Here is an 18,236-nt window from a genome sequence, read left to right as displayed (position 1 = left end):
GGTGCCTTGACGGAATAGGACGAAAAATCGCGCGACGTCCTCAGATCGCTACCCGGGAGACCTCGCGGACCGACGTGAGCCCACCGGCGGCCTTGGCCAAGCCGTCCGCCCGCAGGTCGTACATGCCCTGGTCGAGCGCCACCTCGCGGATCTCGCCCGCGGAGGCCCGGCGGATGGTCAGCGACTCGATCTCCGGCGAGATCGGCATGACCTCGTGGATCGCGAGCCGGCCGCGGTACCCGGTGTTCGCGCAGTTGCGGCAGCCCACCGGCCGGTACAGCGCCTGCGGCACGGCCAGGTCCTCGAACGGCCAGCGGGCGCCGACCAGCTCCTCCTCGGTCGGCGCGTACGCCTCCTTGCACCAGTCGCACAGGCGCCGGGAGAGCCGCTGGGCGAGCACGCAGTCCAGCGACGACCCGACCAGGAACGGCTCGATGCCCATCTCGGTGAGCCGGGTGACCGCGCCGGGCGCGTCGTTGGTGTGCAGGGTGGAGAGCACGAGGTGGCCCGTGAGCGAGGCCTCGACCGCGATCTGCGCGGTGTGGCCGTCCCGGATCTCACCGATCAGCACCACGTCCGGGTCGGACCGCAGGATGGCCGGCAGCACCGCCGCGAAGGTCAGCCCGGCCTTCACGTTGACCTGCACCTGGTTGATCCCGCGCAGGCGGTACTCGACCGGGTCCTCCACGGTGATCACGTTGATCTCCGGCTTGCTGATCCGGCCCAGCGTGGCGTAGAGCGTGGTCGACTTGCCGGAGCCGGTCGGGCCGGTGACCAGCACCATGCCGTGCGGCTTGGAGAAGGACGCGGCGAACCGGTCGAGGTTGTGCTGGGCGAACCCCAGCTTGTTCATGTCGAGGTCGATGCCGCCGGTGTCGAGCACCCGCAGGACGATCTTCTCGCCCCAGACCGTCGGCAGCGTCGCGGTCCGCAGGTCAACCGTACGGTCGCGGATCATCGCGGTGATGCGGCCGTTCTGCGGCACCCGCTTCTCGGTGATGTCGACGCCCGACATGATCTTGATGCGGGAGGTGAGCGCCGCCATCACGCCGCGCGGCACCACGTCGACCTCGTGCAGCACGCCGTCGATCCGGTAGCGCACCCGCATGTCGTCCTCGGTCGGCTCGAGGTGCAGGTCGGAGGCGCGGTTCTGGACGGCCTGCTCGATCAGGTTGTTGACGTACCGCACGATCGGCGCATCGTCGTTGCTGGTGGCCTGGGCGGTCATCCCGGCCTGGTCGTCCTGGTCGCCGTCGGCGACCTCGGCGAGGTCGCTGGAGTCGCGCTGGAGCTTCTCGATGATCCGGCGGACCTCGCTGCGGGCCACCACCACCGGGCGCACGGTCATGCCGGTGGCCGCCCGGACGTCGTCCAGCGCCACCACGTCGCCCGGGTCGGTGACGCCGACCATCAGCTCGCCGTTGGACATGGACAGGCCGAGCACCCGGTGGCGCAGCACCACCGGCAGCGGGATGCGCTTGAGCGCCTGTGGGTCGGGGGTGAAGGTGGCCAGATCGAGGGTGTTGATGCCGAACGCCTGGGCGGCCGCCTCGGTGAGCTTCTCCTCGGTGACGACCTGGTCGTTGATCAGAACGGCGCGCACCGAGCGGTTGCTGCGCTGGGCTTCCTCCGCGGCCGCGTCGACGGCGCGCGGATCGACACCGATCTGCTTCAGCGCGTCGAGCAGCGGTCGGAAGGTCTGGTCCACGAACTGAATCATCGGACGCCATGCGTCCGAACTGAGATGCTACGACCCAGATTGCACGGGATGCCGGAAGGCCGAGTTCCGGAAGGTCCGCCGGTACGCGCTGGGCGCCACCCCGATCGTCGCCTGCAGGTGTTGCCGCAGAGCCGTGGCGCTGCCCAAGCCCGAGCGCCGGGCCACCGCGTCGACTCCAAGATCGGTCGACTCGAGCAGAAGCTGAGCGTGCGCGACCCGCTCGCGCAGCAGCCACTGCCGCGGGCTCATCCCGGTCTCCTCCCGGAAGCGGCGGGTGAAGGTCCGTACGCTCATCCGCGCGTGCCCGGCCATCTCCTCGAGGCTGACCGGCTCGGCCAGCCGGTCCAGCGCCCACGCCCGGGTCGGCGCGGTGCCCGCCCCCGCGCTCGCCGGCACCGGCCGTTCGATGTACTGCGCCTGCCCACCCTCGCGGACCGCGGGCACCACGCAGCGGCGGGCCGCCCGGTTGGCCGCCTCGGCGCCGTGGTCGCTGCGCACGATGTGCAGGCAGAGGTCGACGCCGGCGCCCACCCCGGCCGAGGTGAGTATGTCGCCGTCGTCCACGAACAGCACGTCGAAGTTCCAGTTCACCCGCGGGTACAGCCGGGAGATGCGCCCTGCCCAGGCCCAGTGGGTGGCGGCGGTGCGGCCGTCGAGCAGGCCGGCGGCGGCCAGCACCGAGGCACCGGTGCAGATCGAGACGATCCGGGCCCCGCGGGCGGCGGCGGCCAGCAGTGCCTCTTTGATCTCGGGCGGGATGGTGCCGTCGGTGACCGGGCCACCGGTGCCGACGCCGGGGACCAGAACGGTGCCGGCGTCCTCGAGCGCTTCCAGGCCGTGGTCGGGGATCACGGTGAACCCGGCGGTGCTGTGGATCGGGCCGGCGCTGCACACCCGTACGTCGTAGAACCGGTCGTCGTCGCTCTTGCGGGCGGCATGGAAGACCTGTGGCGGCGTGCCGAGGTCGTAGCCGACGACGCCGTCCAGGGCCAGTACCGCGATCTGGTGAGGGACCATGGCCCAATTCTTGCGCATGATGGCCTCCCGGCCACTCGCCCAGCCGGCCACGTCGCACGATCATGGAGTCGTGCCCAAGACGTACAAGATCCATCCAGCCTGGTTCGTCGCCGCCGTTGCCTTCGTCGCGTTGGTCGGGTCGGCCGGCTTCCGGGCGACCCCGTCGGTCATGCTCCGCCCGCTGCACGACGAGTTCGGCTGGTCGCTCGGCACGATCTCCGCGGCCGTCTCGGTCAACCTGCTGCTCTATGGCCTCACCGCGCCGTTCGCCGCCGCCCTGATGGAGCGATTCGGCATTCGGCGGGTGGTGATGGGCGCGCTGCTGCTGGTCTCGGCCGGCTCCGGGCTCACCGTCTTCATGCGGCAGAGCTGGCAGCTCATCCTCTGCTGGGGCGTGCTGGTCGGGCTCGGCACCGGCTCGATGGCGCTCGGCTTCGTGGCGGTCGTCACCAACCGCTGGTTCGTCAAGCATCGTGGCCTGGTCACCGGCGTGCTCACGGCCGGTGGCGCGGCCGGCAACCTGATCTTCTTGCCGGTCCTGGCCACCCTCACCGAGCAGTACAGCTGGCGGTTCGCGGCGATGACCGTGGCCGGGGTGGCCCTGCTGGTCGTGCCGCTGGTCGGGTGGAAGCTACGTGATCATCCGGCGGAGCTCGGCATCGGCCCGTACGGCGGCGAGTATGAGGAGCCGAAGCCCATCGCTCCGGCCGGAGCGGCCCGCACCGCGGTCCGCGCCCTCGGCCAGGCCGCCCGCACCGGGCCGTTCTGGCTGCTGGCCGGCGGCTTCGCGATCTGCGGTGCGACCACCAACGGGCTGGTCGGCACCCACTTCATCCCGGCCGCGCACGACCACGGCATGCCGGAGACCACCGCCGCCGGTCTGCTCGCCCTGGTCGGCCTCTTCGACATCGCCGGCACGATCGTCTCCGGCTGGCTCACCGACCGGGTCGACAGCCGGGTGCTGCTGGGCATCTACTACTTCGGCCGGGGGCTGTCGCTGCTGGTGCTGCCGTCGCTGTTCGCGGCGAGCGCGCACCCGAGCATGGTGGTGTTCATCCTGTTCTACGGGCTCGACTGGGTGGCGACCGTGCCGCCGACGGTGACCCTGTGCCGGGAGTACTTCGGCGCCGCCGGCCCGGTCGTCTTCGGCTGGGTGTTCGCCTCGCACCAGTTCGGCGCGGCGATCGCGGCCAGCACCGCCGGCCTGCTGCGGGATCAGCTGGGGGCGTACGACGCGGCCTGGTACGGCGCCGGCGCGCTGGCGATCCTCGCGAGCCTGCTCAGCCTGATGCTGTTCGCCGGTCGGCGGATGAAGCCGATCGCCCCGGGGATCGGCCTGGTCACGGCGGCCAAGGCGTGAGTCTCCGACGACTGTGGACACCGCGGTTTCGTCACTATCGGTGTCCATAGTCGTCACAAACGCATCAGGTAACCCGGTCTTCCGTCTTCCACTGTCGTCACGTTTCCACGTACGGTAATCGGCATGCCGATCCTGGGCGGTCTGCCGCCACGTAACCCCGGTTTCGTGGGTCGCGAGGATCTCCTGTCCCGCCTGCGGGAGTGTCTCGCCGCGGGCGCCGTGGTGCTGCTCCCCGGCGACGATCACCCGCTGGGCGGCACCGGGCGCACCCAGCTGGCCGCCGAGTACGTCTACCGCTACGCCGAGACGTACGACCTGGTGTGGTGGATCCCCTCGGAGCAGTCGGCCGGCGCCCGGCACGCGCTGATCGGCCTCGCCCAGGAGCTGGGCCTCCCGGAGACCGGCGACATCAACCGCACGCTCGCCGAGGTACGCGACGCGCTCAGCCGCGGCGAGCCGTACCGGAACTGGCTGATCGTCTTCGAGGACGCCAACCGGCCCGACGAGATCAAGGCGTACCTGCCCAGCGGTGCCGGGCACGTGCTGGTGACCAGCCGCAACCCGCACTGGCCGGCCGAGGTGGCGCAGGCGCTGCCGGTCGGCGTCTTCGACCGCCCCGACAGCGTCGATTTGCTGCGCCGGCGCGGCCCGGAACTATCCATCGCCGACGCGGAGCAGATCGCCGAGCGCCTCGGCGACCTGCCGATGGCCCTGGTGCTGGCCGCGGCCGCCCGCGCCATGACCGGCTGGTCGGTAAAGGAGTATCTGGCCCGATTCGAGGAGAAACATCGGGACGACTCCCTCGCGAATCCGATCGGGGTGGCCTGGCAGCTGGCCGCGGAGGCGCTGCGGGCCGACTCCCCGGCCGCGTACCAACTGCTCGAGCTGGGCGCCTTCCTCGGCAGCGCGCCGGTCTCCTGGCGGCTGCTGTGGGGCGCCCGCATGCTGCCGCTCTCCGCCGAGCTCGGCGAGACCGTGCGCATCGAGCGCCGGTTGAAGGCCGCGCTCCGGCTGATCGGCCGGTACGGGCTGGCCGAGCTCGACCCGCCCGGCGAGCAGCTGATCGTGCACCCGCTCGCCCGCACCCTGCTCGGCCAGGGGCTCGACTCGGCCCGGCACGTCACGCTGCTCGCCACGGTCCGCGGCATGCTCGCCGCCGCCGACCCGGGTGACCCGGACGACCCGGCCGTCCGTGCCCGGTACGCCGAGCTCACCCCGCACCTGATCCACTCCGACGTGCTCGGCGCGGACCGCGAGGAGATCCGCCAGCTGGTGATCAACTGCGTGCGGTTCCTGTACGCGAGGGGCGACTACGACTCCAGCCGCGACCTCGCCGCCGCGGCCCGGCAGCGCTGGCGGGAGACCCTCGGCGAGACCGACGAGCAGACCCTGCTGGCCTCGTTCCACCTCGCCAACGCGCTGCGGGCGCTCGGCCGCACGGCCGAGGCCCGGCAGCTCAACGAGCAGACCCTGCGGTCCCAGCGGTCCGCGCTCGGCGCCGACGACGAGACCACCCTGGCCACCGCCAACAGCGTCGGCGCCGACCTGCGCATCCGGGGCATCTTCGGCCAGGCCCGCCAGCTCGACGCCGACAACCTGGTCCGCTACCGCCGGCTGTTCGGCGAGGGCTTCCCGACCGCGCTGCGCTGTGCCAACAACCTGGCCGCCGACCTGCGCCTGCTCGGCGACTTCCGGGGCGCCCGCACGGTCGACGAGCAGACCCTGCGGCAGCGCCAGGCGGTCCTCGCCGACGGCCACCCGGAGATCCTGTCCTCCCGGGCCGGGCTCGCCTACGACATGTTCGGCATGGGCGACTACGCCGGCGCCGCCGAGGTGCTGGCCTCGATCCGGCCGGGCACGGTCGCCGAGGACCATCCGTTCGCGATCTGGGCGGCCCGGGTCGCCGCGATGGCCGCCCGCCGCCGCTGCCGGCCGGACGCGCTGGCCCTGGCCGAGACCACCGCCGAGCTGACCCGGCGGCGCTTCGGCGACCAGCACGTGGAGACGCTGGGCGCGATCGTCACGCTGGCCCACGCCGCGACCGCGGCCGGCGACCTGGGCCGGGCCCTCGACCTGCTGGAACGCGCGGTGGTCCGCTATCACTCACTGCTCGGCGAGGACCACCCGTTCACCCTGGCCGCCACCGCCGGCCTGGCCGGCGTCGTGCGCGCCCGCGGCGGCCGGGTGGAGGCCCGCCGCATCGATCAGGAGGCGCTGCACGGCCTGCGGCGCAGCGTCGGCGCCGACCACCCGTTCACGCTCGCCTGCGCCAACGGCTACGCCACCGACCTGTTCGGCCTGGGCGAGCGGCAGGAGGCCCAGCAGATCGCCGCCGACACCTGGCAGCGCTCTCACCTGCTGCGCGGCGCCGAACACCCGGACACCCTGGCCTGCGCCTGGAACGCCGTCCTCGACGGCGGCGACGAGGAGGCCCGGCACCAGGTGACGGCGGCCCTGGCCAAGGCGTACGGCGAGGGCCACCCGCTGCTGGCCCGGGTGGCCGCCGGCGTTCGCCTGGAGACGGAAGTCGACCTCCCGCCCCTCTAGGACAGACCCTTGGCCACCGGACTACGTCGCCGAGCCCTGGAGGGTCAGCAGGTCGCGGATGTCGGCCGCCGGCATCGGTTTGGCGAAGTGGTAGCCCTGCGCCTGCGCGCAGTTGAGATCGCGCAACCGGGCCGCCTGGCCGGCGTCCTCGACGCCCTCGGCGACCGGGGCCAGGCCGAACGTCCGGGCGATCTGCAGCACCGCCTCGGCCACCGACGTGCCGTCCGCGCTGTCCGGCATGGCCTGGACGAACGAGCGGTCGATCTTCACGACGTCGACCGGGAGGGCGCCCAGGTGGCTCAGCGAGGAGAACCCGGTGCCGAAGTCGTCCAGCGCGAGGCGGACGCCCAGGGCCTTCAGCGAGGCCAGCACCCGGGCCGACTCGGTCAGGTCGGTGAGCGCGACCGACTCGGTCAGCTCCAGCACCAGCAGGTTGGCCGGGATGCCGGTGCGCTCCAGCACCGCCCGCACATCGTCGGTCAGCGAGGCGCTGCCCAGCTGCGAGGCGGACAGGTTGACGTTCAGCTCGAAGGCCGGGTTGTCGCGCTGCCACTCGACGGCCTGCTCGCAGGCCCGCTCGAGCACCCAGATGCCCAGCTCCGGCATGATGCCGATCTCCTCGGCCAGCTCGAGGAAGGCGCCCGGCGCGAGCAAGCCGCGCGACGGGTGCTGCCAGCGGATCAGCGCCTCGACGCCGACGACGTGCTCGCCGGCCAGGTCGACGATCGGCTGGTAGTGCACCTCGAACTGCTGCTCGGCGAGGGCCCGGCGCAGGTCGTCCTCGTCCCGGCGGCGCTGCTCGACGGCGGCGAGGCGGGCCGGGTCGAACCGGCAGGCGACACCCTTGCCGTCCTCCTTGGCCTGGTAGAGAGCGACGTCCGCCTCGCGCAGGATGGCGTCCACGTCGTGCTCGGCGCCGCGGGCGAAGGCGATGCCGGCGCTGGCCCGGATGCTCAGCACGTGGTCGCCGACGACCAGCGGCTGCAGCAGGTCGCGCAGGATCCGGTTGGCCACCGTGTCGGCGATCTGGTCGTCGGTGAGGCGGGGCAGCAGCACCACGAACTCGTCGCCGCCGAGCCGGGAGACGGTGTCGTTGCCTCGCACGTTCGCGTTGAGCCGCTCGGCGGCGACCCGCAGCAGCTCGTCGCCGGCGGCGTGGCCGTACGTGTCGTTGACCCCCTTGAACCCGTCCAGGTCCAGCAGGATCACCGCCGTCATGGTGTCGTCGGCGTCGGCCAGCGCGTCCCGGGCGTGGTTCATGAACATGGCCCGGTTGCCGAGCCCGGTGAGCGGGTCACGGACCGCCTGCCGGGCGAGCTGGGCCTGCTGCCGGGTGAGGTCGCGGATCAGGCCCTCGTTGGTGCGCGCGCCGAGGAACTGGCGCGCCACGATCAGGGCCGCTACCGCGATGATCAGCCAGGTGAGCCCGGCACCGCCGCGCCCGCTCGCGTTCAGCAGGGCGGCCACCAGCAGCCCGACGCTGACCGGAGCGTACTTGGCGATCGGCCGGCGATCGGCCAGATGGGAGACCACGACGCCGGCCACGGCCACGATGCCCACCGGCAGCAGCCAGTCGAGCAGCCGATGGTCACCGTCGAACAGCCGCCCGAGGAACACCGGCCAGGCCAGCACCGTCAAGGACGCGAAGATCGTGGCATCGTCGATGCCACGCCGCACCCAATCCAGAGCCTTGCTGGAGCCCATAGCTCACCTCCGCGCCGTCCATCGGCCGCCGCGAAGTCAACTTGAGAAGTTCAGCCACTCGGCAATCTTGTCGAGTTCCTGGTCGGGCAGGGCGAGGTAGGCGGCCCGTACCAGCTCCGGCCGTTCCCGCACGCTGCGCCACGGCCCGGTGAGCGCGATTCCGGCCCAAAGGTCAACTTCGCGCGGGCCCGGCGGTTCCTCCGGCTTTGTGGCGCGACTCACACTCTGTTTCAAGCCTTGGACGTACGCGTGACAAGCAGTCCCCGATTCGCCTCGTAGCCAGGCGGCATCACCGGGCCGTTGGCGGCTTCCGGGCAGAAGACTCTGGTCACCCTCGCGGAGTAACCGGTGCACGAGGTCCAACCGGTCGCTGCGTTCGAGGACGCGCCCGGTGCCGGCCCGCTGGCTCGCCTCGGGCAGCGGACCGTCCGGCCATGCCTTGATCAGCGCCTCGGCGTCGACGGTGAGGTTGCGCAGCCGCCAGCGGACGCGGTGCTCGAGATTCGCGCCGCGGGCCAGGCGCTCGGCCTCGGGGTCGACCTCGTCGGCGAGCCAGCCGCCGACCTCTTTCTTGAGGGCTCGGACGAATCGGGCGCCGGGCGGGGTCAGACACCCGTCCAGCGCGTCGGCCGACGCGGCGACCGCGGACCGCCACCGGGCGAACTCGAACTGGGCGAGGGGGTGCCGGGTGGCGGCGGCCTCGGTGCGCCAGAAGCGGGCCACGGCCAGATAGGCGTACGCGCCGTGGAGGAGGCCGAAGGGCGGGCGCGGGTCGTCCCGCCAGGGGGAGTAGACGTCCGGCATGCCCGGGAGCACCAGGTCGAACAGGGTCCGGGTGGCGTTCAGCAGGTTGTGCTGCGTCTCGTGCAGCAGGCCCACGGCCAGCGCGGTCGGGTCGGCCGGGGCGGACAGGGCCACCGCGCCGAAGGCCTCGGACGAGGTGGCGCTCAGGCCGGCCGAACCGGGGTCGGGCTCGATCGGGACGATCACCTGCAGGACGGCGGCGACGATGGACGCGGCGGGGCGGTGCCGGGTCACCAGGAGCCGCCAGGCCTCGGTGAGCAGGCGCTGCCAGGTGTCGACCTCCGGGCGGGTCAACGGCCGGGACGGGATCAGGCCCAGCCGGGCGCGGATCGGGTCGGTGTCCTCGAGGCGGACCGTCAGGGTGAGGCCGCGGCCGGTGGCGGAGAGTCGGTGCGGTGCCGGGTCGCGGGGCCCGGGCGGGGGAGTCCTGGCCCGGAGCGCGGCGAGCGTGGCGGCCGTGTGGAGCGCATTCATGGGGTCGGCCAGCACGTCTCGCACTTCCTGGCCGGGGCGTCGCTCGGCGTACCATATGGGTGTTTTTCCGTTTTTGTGCTTGAGGATCTCGCCGAGCAGGAGAAGGTGCCGGCTGATCTGCGCTCGCTGCAGCTCGGCGATGGTCGCGGCACTCGGGCGACCGGCGGCCAGGGCGGCGAAATCGGGGTCGGTGAGCCGGAAGGCGCGCACCTAGAGCGCCGAGTTGAAGCCGGCCGTCGGTTCGGCCGGGTCGTCCAGCTCGGCGGACAGGCGGCGCAGGCAGCGGGCGAGGGCGGTGTCGCCGTCGTAGGACGCCAGCTCCTCGAGGGACAGGCCGGAGATGTCGACCATCGGTGACTGCCACGCCGCGGCGTCGTTCTCGGCCGTCGGATCCACGACACCCCCTTTCCCCGCAAGTAGTGACAATCAATGTATTGCGGCAAGGCTACGGTGGTCATCGGGGCGGGTGACGCCCGGGCGGACCGGGCGGGTGCGACGCTGCCGTCGTTGCGCGTCCGTGATCTCATAGGACGCCAACAGCATGAAAGTCGGCAACGGAGGACAAACTGTGCCGGGTGCAGATCCCGAGAGTCGGCCGGACCGGCCGGCCGAGCAGGATGAGCAGGTCGAGGCGGCCGAGCCGAGCATGCCGGTGATGCCGTTCCCGACCTTCGTGAACGTACCCACCCTGCCGCAGCAGTCGCCCGGTAACGGATTCGAGAGTGGAAGGGACAGCCGTGCCCGCTGACGTTCCCCAGCTGCCCCGGCGCGGGCCGGCGCCGCCGGTCGATCGGATGAGCAACGCCGAGCTGGCGCGGATGGTCGAGTCCGAGCACCCCTATCGCGGGAAGGCGCTGTTCGAGCTCTCCGACCGGATCCCGCACGACGACGACGCGGCGACGAAGGTGGCGATGCTGAGCCGGCTGACCTCGTTGCGGCGCGCGCGGCTGTTCGACCGGGTCTCGCTGGCCTGGTCGGCGATCATCGCGCTGCTGGCGGCCGAGACGGCGCACTCTCGGGCGTCGGCCTACGAGGCGTTCAGCGCGCTCGAGCCGGAGGAGCAGCGGGACATGCTCGATTATCTGGAGGTCTCGGCGATCGAGGAGGCCCACCCGCGCATCGCGTGAGCGGGCCGCCGGCGATTTTCCGGTCCCGAGGTCAGACCTCGACGCGGACGTCCTTGCGGAAAGCGACCCGGTCGCGGACGGCCTTGGCGTCCGGTTTCGGCTCGGGATAGAACCACACCGCGTCCTGCGCGGTCTGCCCGTTCGACGAGAGCGTGTAGTAGGACGCTTTGCCCTTCCACGGGCAGACGGTGTGGGTCTCCGAGGGAACCAGCAGATCTTCCCGCAGGGATGCGCGCGGGAAGTAGTAGTTGCCCTCGACAACCACGGTGTCGTCGCTCTCGGCGATAACTTCGTCGTTCCAGATGGCCTTCGGCATACGGTCGAAGGTAGCGCGGAACCGGTCGGCCGTCCGATATGCGAACCTTAATCGCTATCGTGAGTGAAACGTGGCGACTCGTCCCCACATTGCCCCTCGGTGTATGAAGATCTAGAGTCGACCGCCACGGCGACCCCCGACGAGAGTGGCCCGGTGAACCATCTGAGCGCCCTACCGACCACCGGCGAGCAGGCGCGGCACGCGCTGCTGCTGCTCGGCGCGCCCGCGAGCGCCCGGCTCGTGGTGGACGTGCACGCGGCGCTGTTCGACGGGGATCTGACGGTGGCGGCGCTGGCGCGGGAGCGGGTGCCGGGCCTGTGCGCCGCTCTCACGGGTGACCTGCGCGCGGCGCGCGGACTGGTCGCGCTGGCGGAGTGGCCACTTGCCCAGCGACTGGTCACTCCCGCCGTCCGGCGCGCCGACGAGCTTGCCATGATCGTCCGGGTCGCCGAGTTCGTGGCGATGTCCCCGGTCGGCGGGCGGGCGCCCGCGGGGCTGCTGCGGGAGCTGGCCCGGCGCGTACCGCACGGGGTGGAGGCCCTTGATCTTGCGGAGGCGGCGCGGCTCGCGCTGACCGACCCGCGGCTCACGGCCGCGGTCGCGGCGGAGGCCGAGTGGCGGGAGGCGGCGCTGGCGCGGGCGGCCGATCTGGACGAGCGGCAGCGGTTGTACGGCATCCCGGTCGTGCCCCATCAGCGGGGAACCGGATGAACCAGATAGATCGGCTGCGCGGCTCGACGCCGGCGAAGCGGCACAACGCGCGCACCATCGCCGCCCTGACCGGAAATCCGGGGTGCTCACGGCGCGCGGTGCTGGACGCCGCCGGGGTGGACAAGGTCGCGCTGGCGTCCCGAGTCGGATTTCCGGGCAGCTTCGGGCAGTCGCGGTTCGCCCTGGCGCGCGGGAACGCCTTCGAGGCCATGCTGAAGGCGGACGACTGCGCGCTGCTGCGCTCGGTGCTCGACGTCGGAATGATCGGGTATCACGACCTCGGCGCGGACTCCGACGACACGCTCGGGGCGCGCCACGGCCGCACCCGTGAGCTGCTGGCCTCCTCGGTCTCCGGGCTGATCGACCATCCGTTGCTGACGCTCGAGCTCGCGGGCCGGACGGTCTTCCTCGAGCCGGATCTGATCGCGTTCCAGGGTGAGGGCCGGCTGCGGGTCGTCGAGATCAAGTCGTTCGCGATCGTGGACGGGCAGGCGGACGCGGCGGCGGTGTCGTCGGCGGCGGTGCAGGCCGCGGTGTACGTGCTGGCGCTGCGGGCGCTGCTGGGTGAGGACCGGGTCAGTCACGAGGTGGTCCTGGTCTGCCCGGAGAATTTCTCGCTCCAGCCGGTCGCGGTGGTGCTGGACGTGCGCAAGCAGCTCGCCACCCTGCGCCGGCAGTTGTCGCGGTTGTCGTCGGTCTCCGCGCTGATCGAGGCGCTGCCCGAGTCGGTCTCCTTCGACCTGGCGCTGCCGCCGTCGGCCCTGGTCTCCTCGCTGGCCGCGCTGGCCGCCCGCTATGCCCCCGAGTGCCTGTCGTTCTGTGAGATGTCGGTGTATTGCCGGAGCGAAGCCTCGGGGTCCACCGCGGCGTTCGGGCGGTCGGTGCGGGAGTCGCTCGGCGGGATCGAGGAGGTCTCGGTGGCACTCGATCTGGCCCGTGGACTGGTCGAACCGTCGTCCGAGCAGGCGGAGGCGGCGGCGCTGCTGCGGCAGGCGGCCCGGCTGCGTGCCGAGGCGCTCGGGTGAGCACGCTGGTCGCGCTCGCCGAGGCGTTTGGGTGGGCACGCTGGTCGCGCTGCCGAGGCGCTCGGGTGAGCACGTTGGTCGCGCTCGCCGAGGCGTTCGGGTGAGCACGCTGGTCGCGCTCGCCCGGGCAGAGGCGTTCACGGCCGGGCGGGCGCAGCCCATCGCCACCGTGCGCCACCTACACGTGCACGACCGGCCCTTCGTCCTGATTCCGCTGGCCATGGCCGGGGAGGCCAACGCGCCGCTGGCCGCCATGGTCGGCACCTCGGCCGCCGAGCCGCGGCTGCTGGTCGTCGAGCAGCCGCGCAACCGGGACGAGCGGTTCGCGTTCGCCGCCGAGCTGGCCGGGCACCTGGTGCCGTACCTGGAGTCGTTCGCCGGCGAGTCCGAGGCGGTGGCGGTCGACCGGGGGCGGGACGTGCGGTACCGCTTCGTCGACGCACCGCAGGTCTGGGTGCCCAACACCGGCGGCATCGACTTTCTCCGGTTGTTCGGCCGGTCGACCCGCTTCCGCCGGGTGGACGGCGACCACCCGGTTCCGGCCTCGGTGCCGCTGCTCGGGCGGTGGCTGACCTTCCTGGCCGGGTCGTCCGAGGTGCCGGGCTCGGCGCTGCTGCCCACCACGGTGCAGGCCCTGATGCTGCACTGGGCGACCGGGCAGAGCGGGGCCGAGGACAACCACCTCGGCTCCCTGCTCGCCTGGATCGAGTCGGGCGCCGACGCCGCGCGGGAGGCCGAGCGGGGTCCGGTCGCCGGCCCGGCCACCGATCCCGACTTCGACAACCGCGTGCTGGCGCCGCTGATCAGCAACTCGGATCCGAGCCTGCGGGCCGTTCTGCACGAGCTGCTGCTGCCTACCTGGGCGGGGATGTGGCGGGCGCTCGATCGGCTTCGCACGCTCCCGCCGGGCGACCGGGTCGGGGCGCGGTGGGACGGGGACCGGGACGCGTACTCGGCGTACGTGCAGCACCTCGCCGAGGACGGCGCTCCGCAGCCCCGCCGGGACGGTGCGGTGGCCGCGGCGGCCCGGTTGCAGCGGCTGGAGAACGCGGCGGCCCGCTACGCCGTGCAGCGCGCCTTCGACGACCCGCTGGTGATGGCCGAGTATCGCCTGGCCGGGGCCGCGTTCGGCGGGGTGGTGACGCTGGCCGACCCGGACCGCGTGGACGACACCGGGAAGCGTCCCGTCCTTCGCCCGCGCATCATGGTGGCCACCACCGAGACGGTACGGGTCGAGGCGGGCGCGTCGTTGACGTCGCCGGCCCGCCCGGCGCAGAAGGCCAAGGTCATCTCGGTGACACCGACCGCCACCGGCCACGACGTGCTGCTGGAACTGTCCGGCGGGATGGGCCGCAAGCTGGTGGCCGAGCCGGGCAGCGTTCCGTCGGTCGGTGAGTCGGTGCTGCTGACCACGCTGAGCGAGGCTTACCGGCCGGGCGCGGCTTTCCCCGAGCCGGCCGACACACCGTGGACGCACGGTGGGCCGCCGATCGACGGCCCCGAGGTCGATTGACTCTCCCTCGGGATCGCCGCGAGGTCGCTTGACGCTCGCCTGGGACCGCCCGCGAACTCGCGTGACGCTCGTCCGGGACCGCCCGCGAGGTCGCTTGACGCTCGCCTGGGACCGCCCGCGAGGTCGCGTGACGCTCGTCCGGGACCGCCCGCGAGGTCGCTTGACTCTCCCCTTGGGGCCGGGTCCACGCTGTTCGCAGCGGGTCAGCTGACTCGGATGACCAGGATCGCCACGTCGTCGTCGCGGCGGGGGGCGGTGGAGAGGAGGAGGGTGCACAGGTCGTCGGTGGGGAGGGCGGCTTTCCCGCCGATCGCCTCGCGGATGCGGCGGATGCCGTCGTCGATGAGTTGCGCCGGGCTTTCGACGAGCCCGTCGGTGTAGAGCATGAGCGCCGAGCCGGGCGGTATGCGTCGGCGATAGGTGCTGCGCTCGTCGCGGGGGACGAGGCCGAGCAGCGGCTCGGGCGTCTCCCACCAGACCTCGACCTCGCCGTCGGGCCGCAGCAGGACGGGCGGGGGATGGCCCGCGTTGGCGAAAGTGAGGTCGTAACCGTCGTCGTCGCGGCGCAGCCGGACCAGCACGGCGGTCGCGGCGGCGGGCATGCCGAGGCCGTGTAGCGCGCGGTCGAGCTGGGCGAGGAGAGGGCCGGGCTCGTCGTCGCGGCCGTAAGCGTCGCCGCGCACCAGGTTGCGGACCTGACCCATGGTGGCGGCGGCCTCGATGTCGTGGCCGGCGACGTCACCGACGGCGAGCATGACGCTGCCGTCCGGCTGGACGAACGCGTCGTACCAGTCGCCGCCGACCGCCGCGCCACTCTGCGCCGGGAGGTACCGGGCGTACAGCTCGATGCCCGGGATCTCCGGCAGCTCGGGCAGCATGCTCTGCTGCAGCACCTCGGCGACGTGGCGCTGCCGCCGGTAGAGCCGGTTGTTGTCGACGGCGAGCCCGGCGCGGCGGCCGATCTCCACGGCCGTGCGCTCCTCCGCCTCGCCGAACGGCCGCCGGTCCGGGCCGTTGACCAGGATCACCACGCCGACGATGCGTCGGCCGACCGGGGCGGTGATCGGCGCGATCAGGTAGGAGCCGAGACCGATCCGTTCGGCGACCTCGGCGACCTCGGCGGGCCGGATGCGAGCGCGCAGCAGTGCCGGGTCGGCCGCCTCCGCCCGGATCGGCAGCGCGGCGCGTTGCACGGCCGCGACCAGCGACTTCATCTCCCGGGGCGCCGCGGCGGCGAGCCGGGCGAGGTGTTGCACCGATTCCGCGTACGCCGGGTCGTGGTGGGCCGCCGACACGTGGCGGACCGTCCCCGACGGTTCGGCCAGCGCCACCACGCACCAGTCGGCCAGCCGTCCGGCGACCGTCTGCCCGAGCCGCCCGAGCGACTCGTCGATGTCCATCGTGGCGGTCAGCGTCTCGGTCAGCTCGCCGAGCAGGCTGAGCTGGTCGTGCGCCGACTCCGCGGCCCGGCGTGCCTCGTCCGCTATCTCCCGGGCGATGCGCAGCCGCAGCTCGGACGAGCAGACCTCGCCCAGCTCGACCAGGAGCGCGACCTCGCTGCGGGTCCAGGCCCGCGGCTCGGAATCCATCACCGCCAGGGTGCCGAGCACGTGTCCGTCCGAATCGGTGAGCGGTACGCCCGCGTACGCCACGAACCTCAGCTCGTGCACCGCCGGGCTGTCCCGCATCCGTGGGTCGACCCTGGTGTCCGGGACGATCAGCAGCTCTCCGTCCTCGACCACGTGCCGGCTGAGCGAGTGGCTGAGTGGCATCTCCCGCGCCTCGGCCAGCGGACCGGGCAGACCGGTCTGTCCGGGTAGGTACTGCCGATCGGCGCCGAGCACCGTCACGAGCGCGACCGGCGTCTCGATCAGGCGCTCGACCAGCACGGCAATGCGGTCAAATGCCGCATCGGCGCGCGCGCCCACCCCAAGCCGCCGAACCGCCCGCAGACGTTCCGGATGCGCGAGAACGCCTTTCACTGTCTCGACCAAGTCTCCCCGCAGCACGTCGCCCCCCGGCCGCCCAGACCTGACAGGCTACCGGCCCGCGAACGTCGGATCGACCCTCCGTTCATCCCATCCGGGCACCGCACGCAGGCCAAACCGGACGGATCCGGTGCGCCGGCGGTGGCCGGGTCAGCTCTCCGTCGGGGGCGAGTGGGTCAGTTCTCCGTCGGGGGCGAGCGGGTCGGCTCTCCTCTCCGGCGAGCGCGAGCGGGGGCCGCTCTCCGGCGGGGGCGGGTCGGCGGAGCGGCTCTCTGGGGCGGGGGAGCGGGCCGGCGGGGGCGGCTCTCCGGGGGAGGGAGCGGGTCGGCGGGTCGGCTCCGGCGAGGGGCAGCCGGGTCAGTTCTCCGGCGAAGGGTCGGCGGCCGTGGTCACCTCGGCGCCCGCGGCGAGCGGCGCCCATCGCTTGGCCCACTCCTCGCGGTGGCCCGCGAAGGCCGCGTCGTCCAGCCCGAACGTCGACACCGTCACCTCCATGCGCGCCGCCTCCGGCCGGTCCAGCGGCACCCGCCCGGCGACCACCACCAGGTGGCCCTCGGCGTCGACCGTCCAGGCGACCCGCGGGCCGACGCGCTCCCAGCCGCCCTCGGCCAGCCCGAGCGCCTGCCTGCCGGTCGTCTCGCCGGTCAGGTACAGGGTGCGGCGGCGGCCGGTCGGGCGTGCGCTCAGCAGGTACCGCAGCTGGATCAGGAACGCGCGCCAGCCCTCCTCGATCGCGTCGTACCGCTCCGGGCCGCGCGGGCCCGAGCCCTCGCGGGACACCCGCACCCGGGCCCGGTCGTCGTCGCCGCTGACCTCGAGGTAGGAGCCGTCGGCCCAGCCCATCCGCTCGGGCGCCAGCAGGGTCGCCTCGTCGACGAAGATCTGCCGGATCTCGGCATCGAGATCGTCGTAGTCCCAACCGAACCATTGGCGCAGCACGGCGGGCTGCGTCACCGCCTCCCACACCTCGTCCCGGCCCGCGTCGACGGCGACGTCCACGTCGTACGGTTTCAGTCCGCGTTGATCGGTCATGCCCCCATCATTGGGGCAAACAGCCGCTCACGCCACGCGTCGGCCCGCATCGGGATCGATCGGTGACCGTCGACCCGCGACGAGCCCCGACCGGATCGTGCGCCGGATCTCGGCGCGTGCCAGCCCGCACCGCCGGGCGGCCGCGTCCAGCTCGCGAACGGCGTCGCCCGGGTCGAGCAGGCCCGCACCGACCAGCCGGCCGAGCGCGAACGCCGCCCGGTTGAGCGTGTCGTTGCGGGTGCCGACCGGCGCGGACGCCACCCGTTCGGACTCGGCCGTCAGGGCGGCCTGCGCGTATCGATCGGGGTGCGCGATCGTCCGGTGCGTGGTCGTCCGGTGCGCGGGCGGCGGCGGGCCCTCGATCAGGTCGCGGAGGGCGGCCGGCCCGACCGGCAGCGTGTCGCCCGGGCGGCGCACCCAGCGATAGTCGCCGCCGGTGGCGTGCCGGGACGGTGGGGCGACCACATAGCCGCCCGCGCCGCGCCAGTCGAGGCCGGGGAGCAGGCCCACCCGATTGCCGAAGCCCATCGGGTGGAACCACAGATGCCACCCGCCGCTGCCGGTGCGCACCCGCGGGCCGGCCGGCAGCTGTCCGCCGAGGAGGTGGGTGAGGCCGTGCCAGCCCTCGGCCGAGTCGATGTCGGCCACGTCCATCGTGACCCCGGTGCGCAGCCCGACATTCGCGTCGGGCCAGCGGGACCACCACACGTCGATGAGGCGTGGATCGGTGGTGGCCTCGGTGAGGCCGTGTCGCAGCCGGGGATGCTTGCCCGGCCGGTCACAGTGGACTCCTCGATCGCAGGAACAGCCGCCGCTCGGGTCAGGCGTGTGCACCGGCAGGACGGGGATTCCGTGCCGGGCGTACGCCAACGCGGCTGTCAGCAACATTGGAACAAGC

At 72.9% G+C, this 18,236-nt stretch carries 15 protein-coding genes; 6 read left to right on the top strand and 9 right to left on the bottom strand.

The annotated features are described in order from the left end of the window. Positions 1–40: 40 nt before the first annotated feature. Positions 41–1,708 carry a GspE/PulE family protein gene (locus ODJ79_RS16160; RefSeq protein WP_263024277.1) on the bottom strand — a complete coding sequence of 556 codons (1,668 nt, stop codon included), beginning with the start codon at positions 1,706–1,708 and terminating at the stop codon, positions 41–43. A gap of 39 nt (positions 1,709–1,747) precedes the next feature. After that, a complete protein-coding gene (locus ODJ79_RS16155; RefSeq protein WP_263024276.1) occupies positions 1,748–2,737 on the bottom strand; it encodes a GlxA family transcriptional regulator in 990 nt (329 codons plus the stop codon). 19 nt (positions 2,738–2,756) lie between these two features. Here ODJ79_RS16155 and ODJ79_RS16150 point away from each other — a divergent pair, with 19 nt between their 5' ends. Continuing rightward, complete coding sequence (locus tag ODJ79_RS16150) at positions 2,757–4,097, top strand: MFS transporter (protein ID WP_263024444.1); 1,341 nt, start codon at positions 2,757–2,759, stop codon at positions 4,095–4,097. Positions 4,098–4,220: 123 nt separating this feature from the next. Further along, positions 4,221–6,644, top strand: a complete 2,424-nt coding sequence (fxsT, locus tag ODJ79_RS16145) for an FxSxx-COOH system tetratricopeptide repeat protein (RefSeq protein WP_263024275.1) — start codon at positions 4,221–4,223, stop codon at positions 6,642–6,644. A gap of 21 nt (positions 6,645–6,665) precedes the next feature. Here the strand turns inward: fxsT and ODJ79_RS16140 are convergent, their stop codons facing one another. Genes ODJ79_RS16140 through fxsA form a run of 3 tightly spaced genes read right to left on the bottom strand, consistent with a single transcriptional unit; the run spans position 6,666 to position 10,022 of the window. Then, positions 6,666–8,348 (bottom strand): putative bifunctional diguanylate cyclase/phosphodiesterase, encoded by a 1,683-nt coding sequence (locus ODJ79_RS16140; RefSeq protein WP_263024274.1) that lies wholly within the window; start codon positions 8,346–8,348, stop codon positions 6,666–6,668. Positions 8,349–8,384: 36 nt separating this feature from the next. Next, on the bottom strand, positions 8,385–9,836 hold the full coding sequence (locus tag ODJ79_RS16135) for an aKG-HExxH-type peptide beta-hydroxylase (RefSeq protein WP_263024273.1): 1,452 nt from the start codon (positions 9,834–9,836) through the stop codon (positions 8,385–8,387). Beyond that, on the bottom strand, positions 9,837–10,022 hold the full coding sequence (gene fxsA / locus ODJ79_RS16130) for an FxSxx-COOH cyclophane-containing RiPP peptide (protein WP_263024272.1): 186 nt from the start codon (positions 10,020–10,022) through the stop codon (positions 9,837–9,839). It lies immediately after the preceding gene. Between the two features lie 341 nt (positions 10,023–10,363). Between fxsA and ODJ79_RS16125 the strand changes: the two genes are divergently transcribed. Beyond that, on the top strand, positions 10,364–10,753 hold the full coding sequence (locus ODJ79_RS16125) for a hypothetical protein (protein ID WP_263024271.1): 390 nt from the start codon (positions 10,364–10,366) through the stop codon (positions 10,751–10,753). Between the two features lie 31 nt (positions 10,754–10,784). Here the strand turns inward: ODJ79_RS16125 and ODJ79_RS16120 are convergent, their stop codons facing one another. Further along, a complete protein-coding gene (locus ODJ79_RS16120; protein ID WP_263024270.1) occupies positions 10,785–11,069 on the bottom strand; it encodes a DUF427 domain-containing protein in 285 nt (94 codons plus the stop codon). A gap of 99 nt (positions 11,070–11,168) precedes the next feature. On the opposite strand from ODJ79_RS16120, the gene ODJ79_RS16115 reads away from it, so the two are divergent. The 3 genes from ODJ79_RS16115 (at position 11,169) to ODJ79_RS16105 (ending at position 14,318) form a co-directional block, all read left to right on the top strand. Then, the gene (locus ODJ79_RS16115) at positions 11,169–11,780 is read left to right on the top strand and encodes a hypothetical protein (protein WP_263024269.1); all 612 of its coding nucleotides are present in this window, start codon (positions 11,169–11,171) and stop codon (positions 11,778–11,780) included. Continuing rightward, on the top strand, positions 11,777–12,805 hold the full coding sequence (locus ODJ79_RS16110; RefSeq protein ID WP_263024268.1) for a hypothetical protein: 1,029 nt from the start codon (positions 11,777–11,779) through the stop codon (positions 12,803–12,805). Before ODJ79_RS16115 ends, ODJ79_RS16110 begins: the two co-directional genes overlap by 4 nt. A gap of 100 nt (positions 12,806–12,905) precedes the next feature. Next, positions 12,906–14,318 (top strand): hypothetical protein, encoded by a 1,413-nt coding sequence (locus ODJ79_RS16105; RefSeq protein ID WP_263024267.1) that lies wholly within the window; start codon positions 12,906–12,908, stop codon positions 14,316–14,318. Between the two features lie 203 nt (positions 14,319–14,521). Here ODJ79_RS16105 and ODJ79_RS16100 read toward each other — a convergent pair whose 3' ends face one another. From ODJ79_RS16100 to ODJ79_RS16090, 3 genes are all read right to left on the bottom strand, one after another. Next, positions 14,522–16,246, bottom strand: coding sequence for a SpoIIE family protein phosphatase (locus ODJ79_RS16100; protein ID WP_263024266.1), 1,725 nt, complete (start codon positions 16,244–16,246; stop codon positions 14,522–14,524). Between the two features lie 417 nt (positions 16,247–16,663). Beyond that, the gene (locus tag ODJ79_RS16095; protein WP_263024265.1) at positions 16,664–17,338 is read right to left on the bottom strand and encodes an activator of HSP90 ATPase; all 675 of its coding nucleotides are present in this window, start codon (positions 17,336–17,338) and stop codon (positions 16,664–16,666) included. A gap of 27 nt (positions 17,339–17,365) precedes the next feature. Further along, a partial coding sequence (locus tag ODJ79_RS16090) for a bifunctional DNA primase/polymerase (protein ID WP_263024264.1) occupies positions 17,366–18,236 on the bottom strand: 871 nt, incomplete at its 5' end.

Origin of the sequence: Actinoplanes sp. KI2 (assembly GCF_025630775.1) — a bacterium.
In the GTDB taxonomy this organism is placed as follows: domain Bacteria; phylum Actinomycetota; class Actinomycetes; order Mycobacteriales; family Micromonosporaceae; genus Actinoplanes.
Note: the sequence above shows the minus strand (reverse complement) of the source record. Positions and strands in the feature narration are given on the sequence as shown.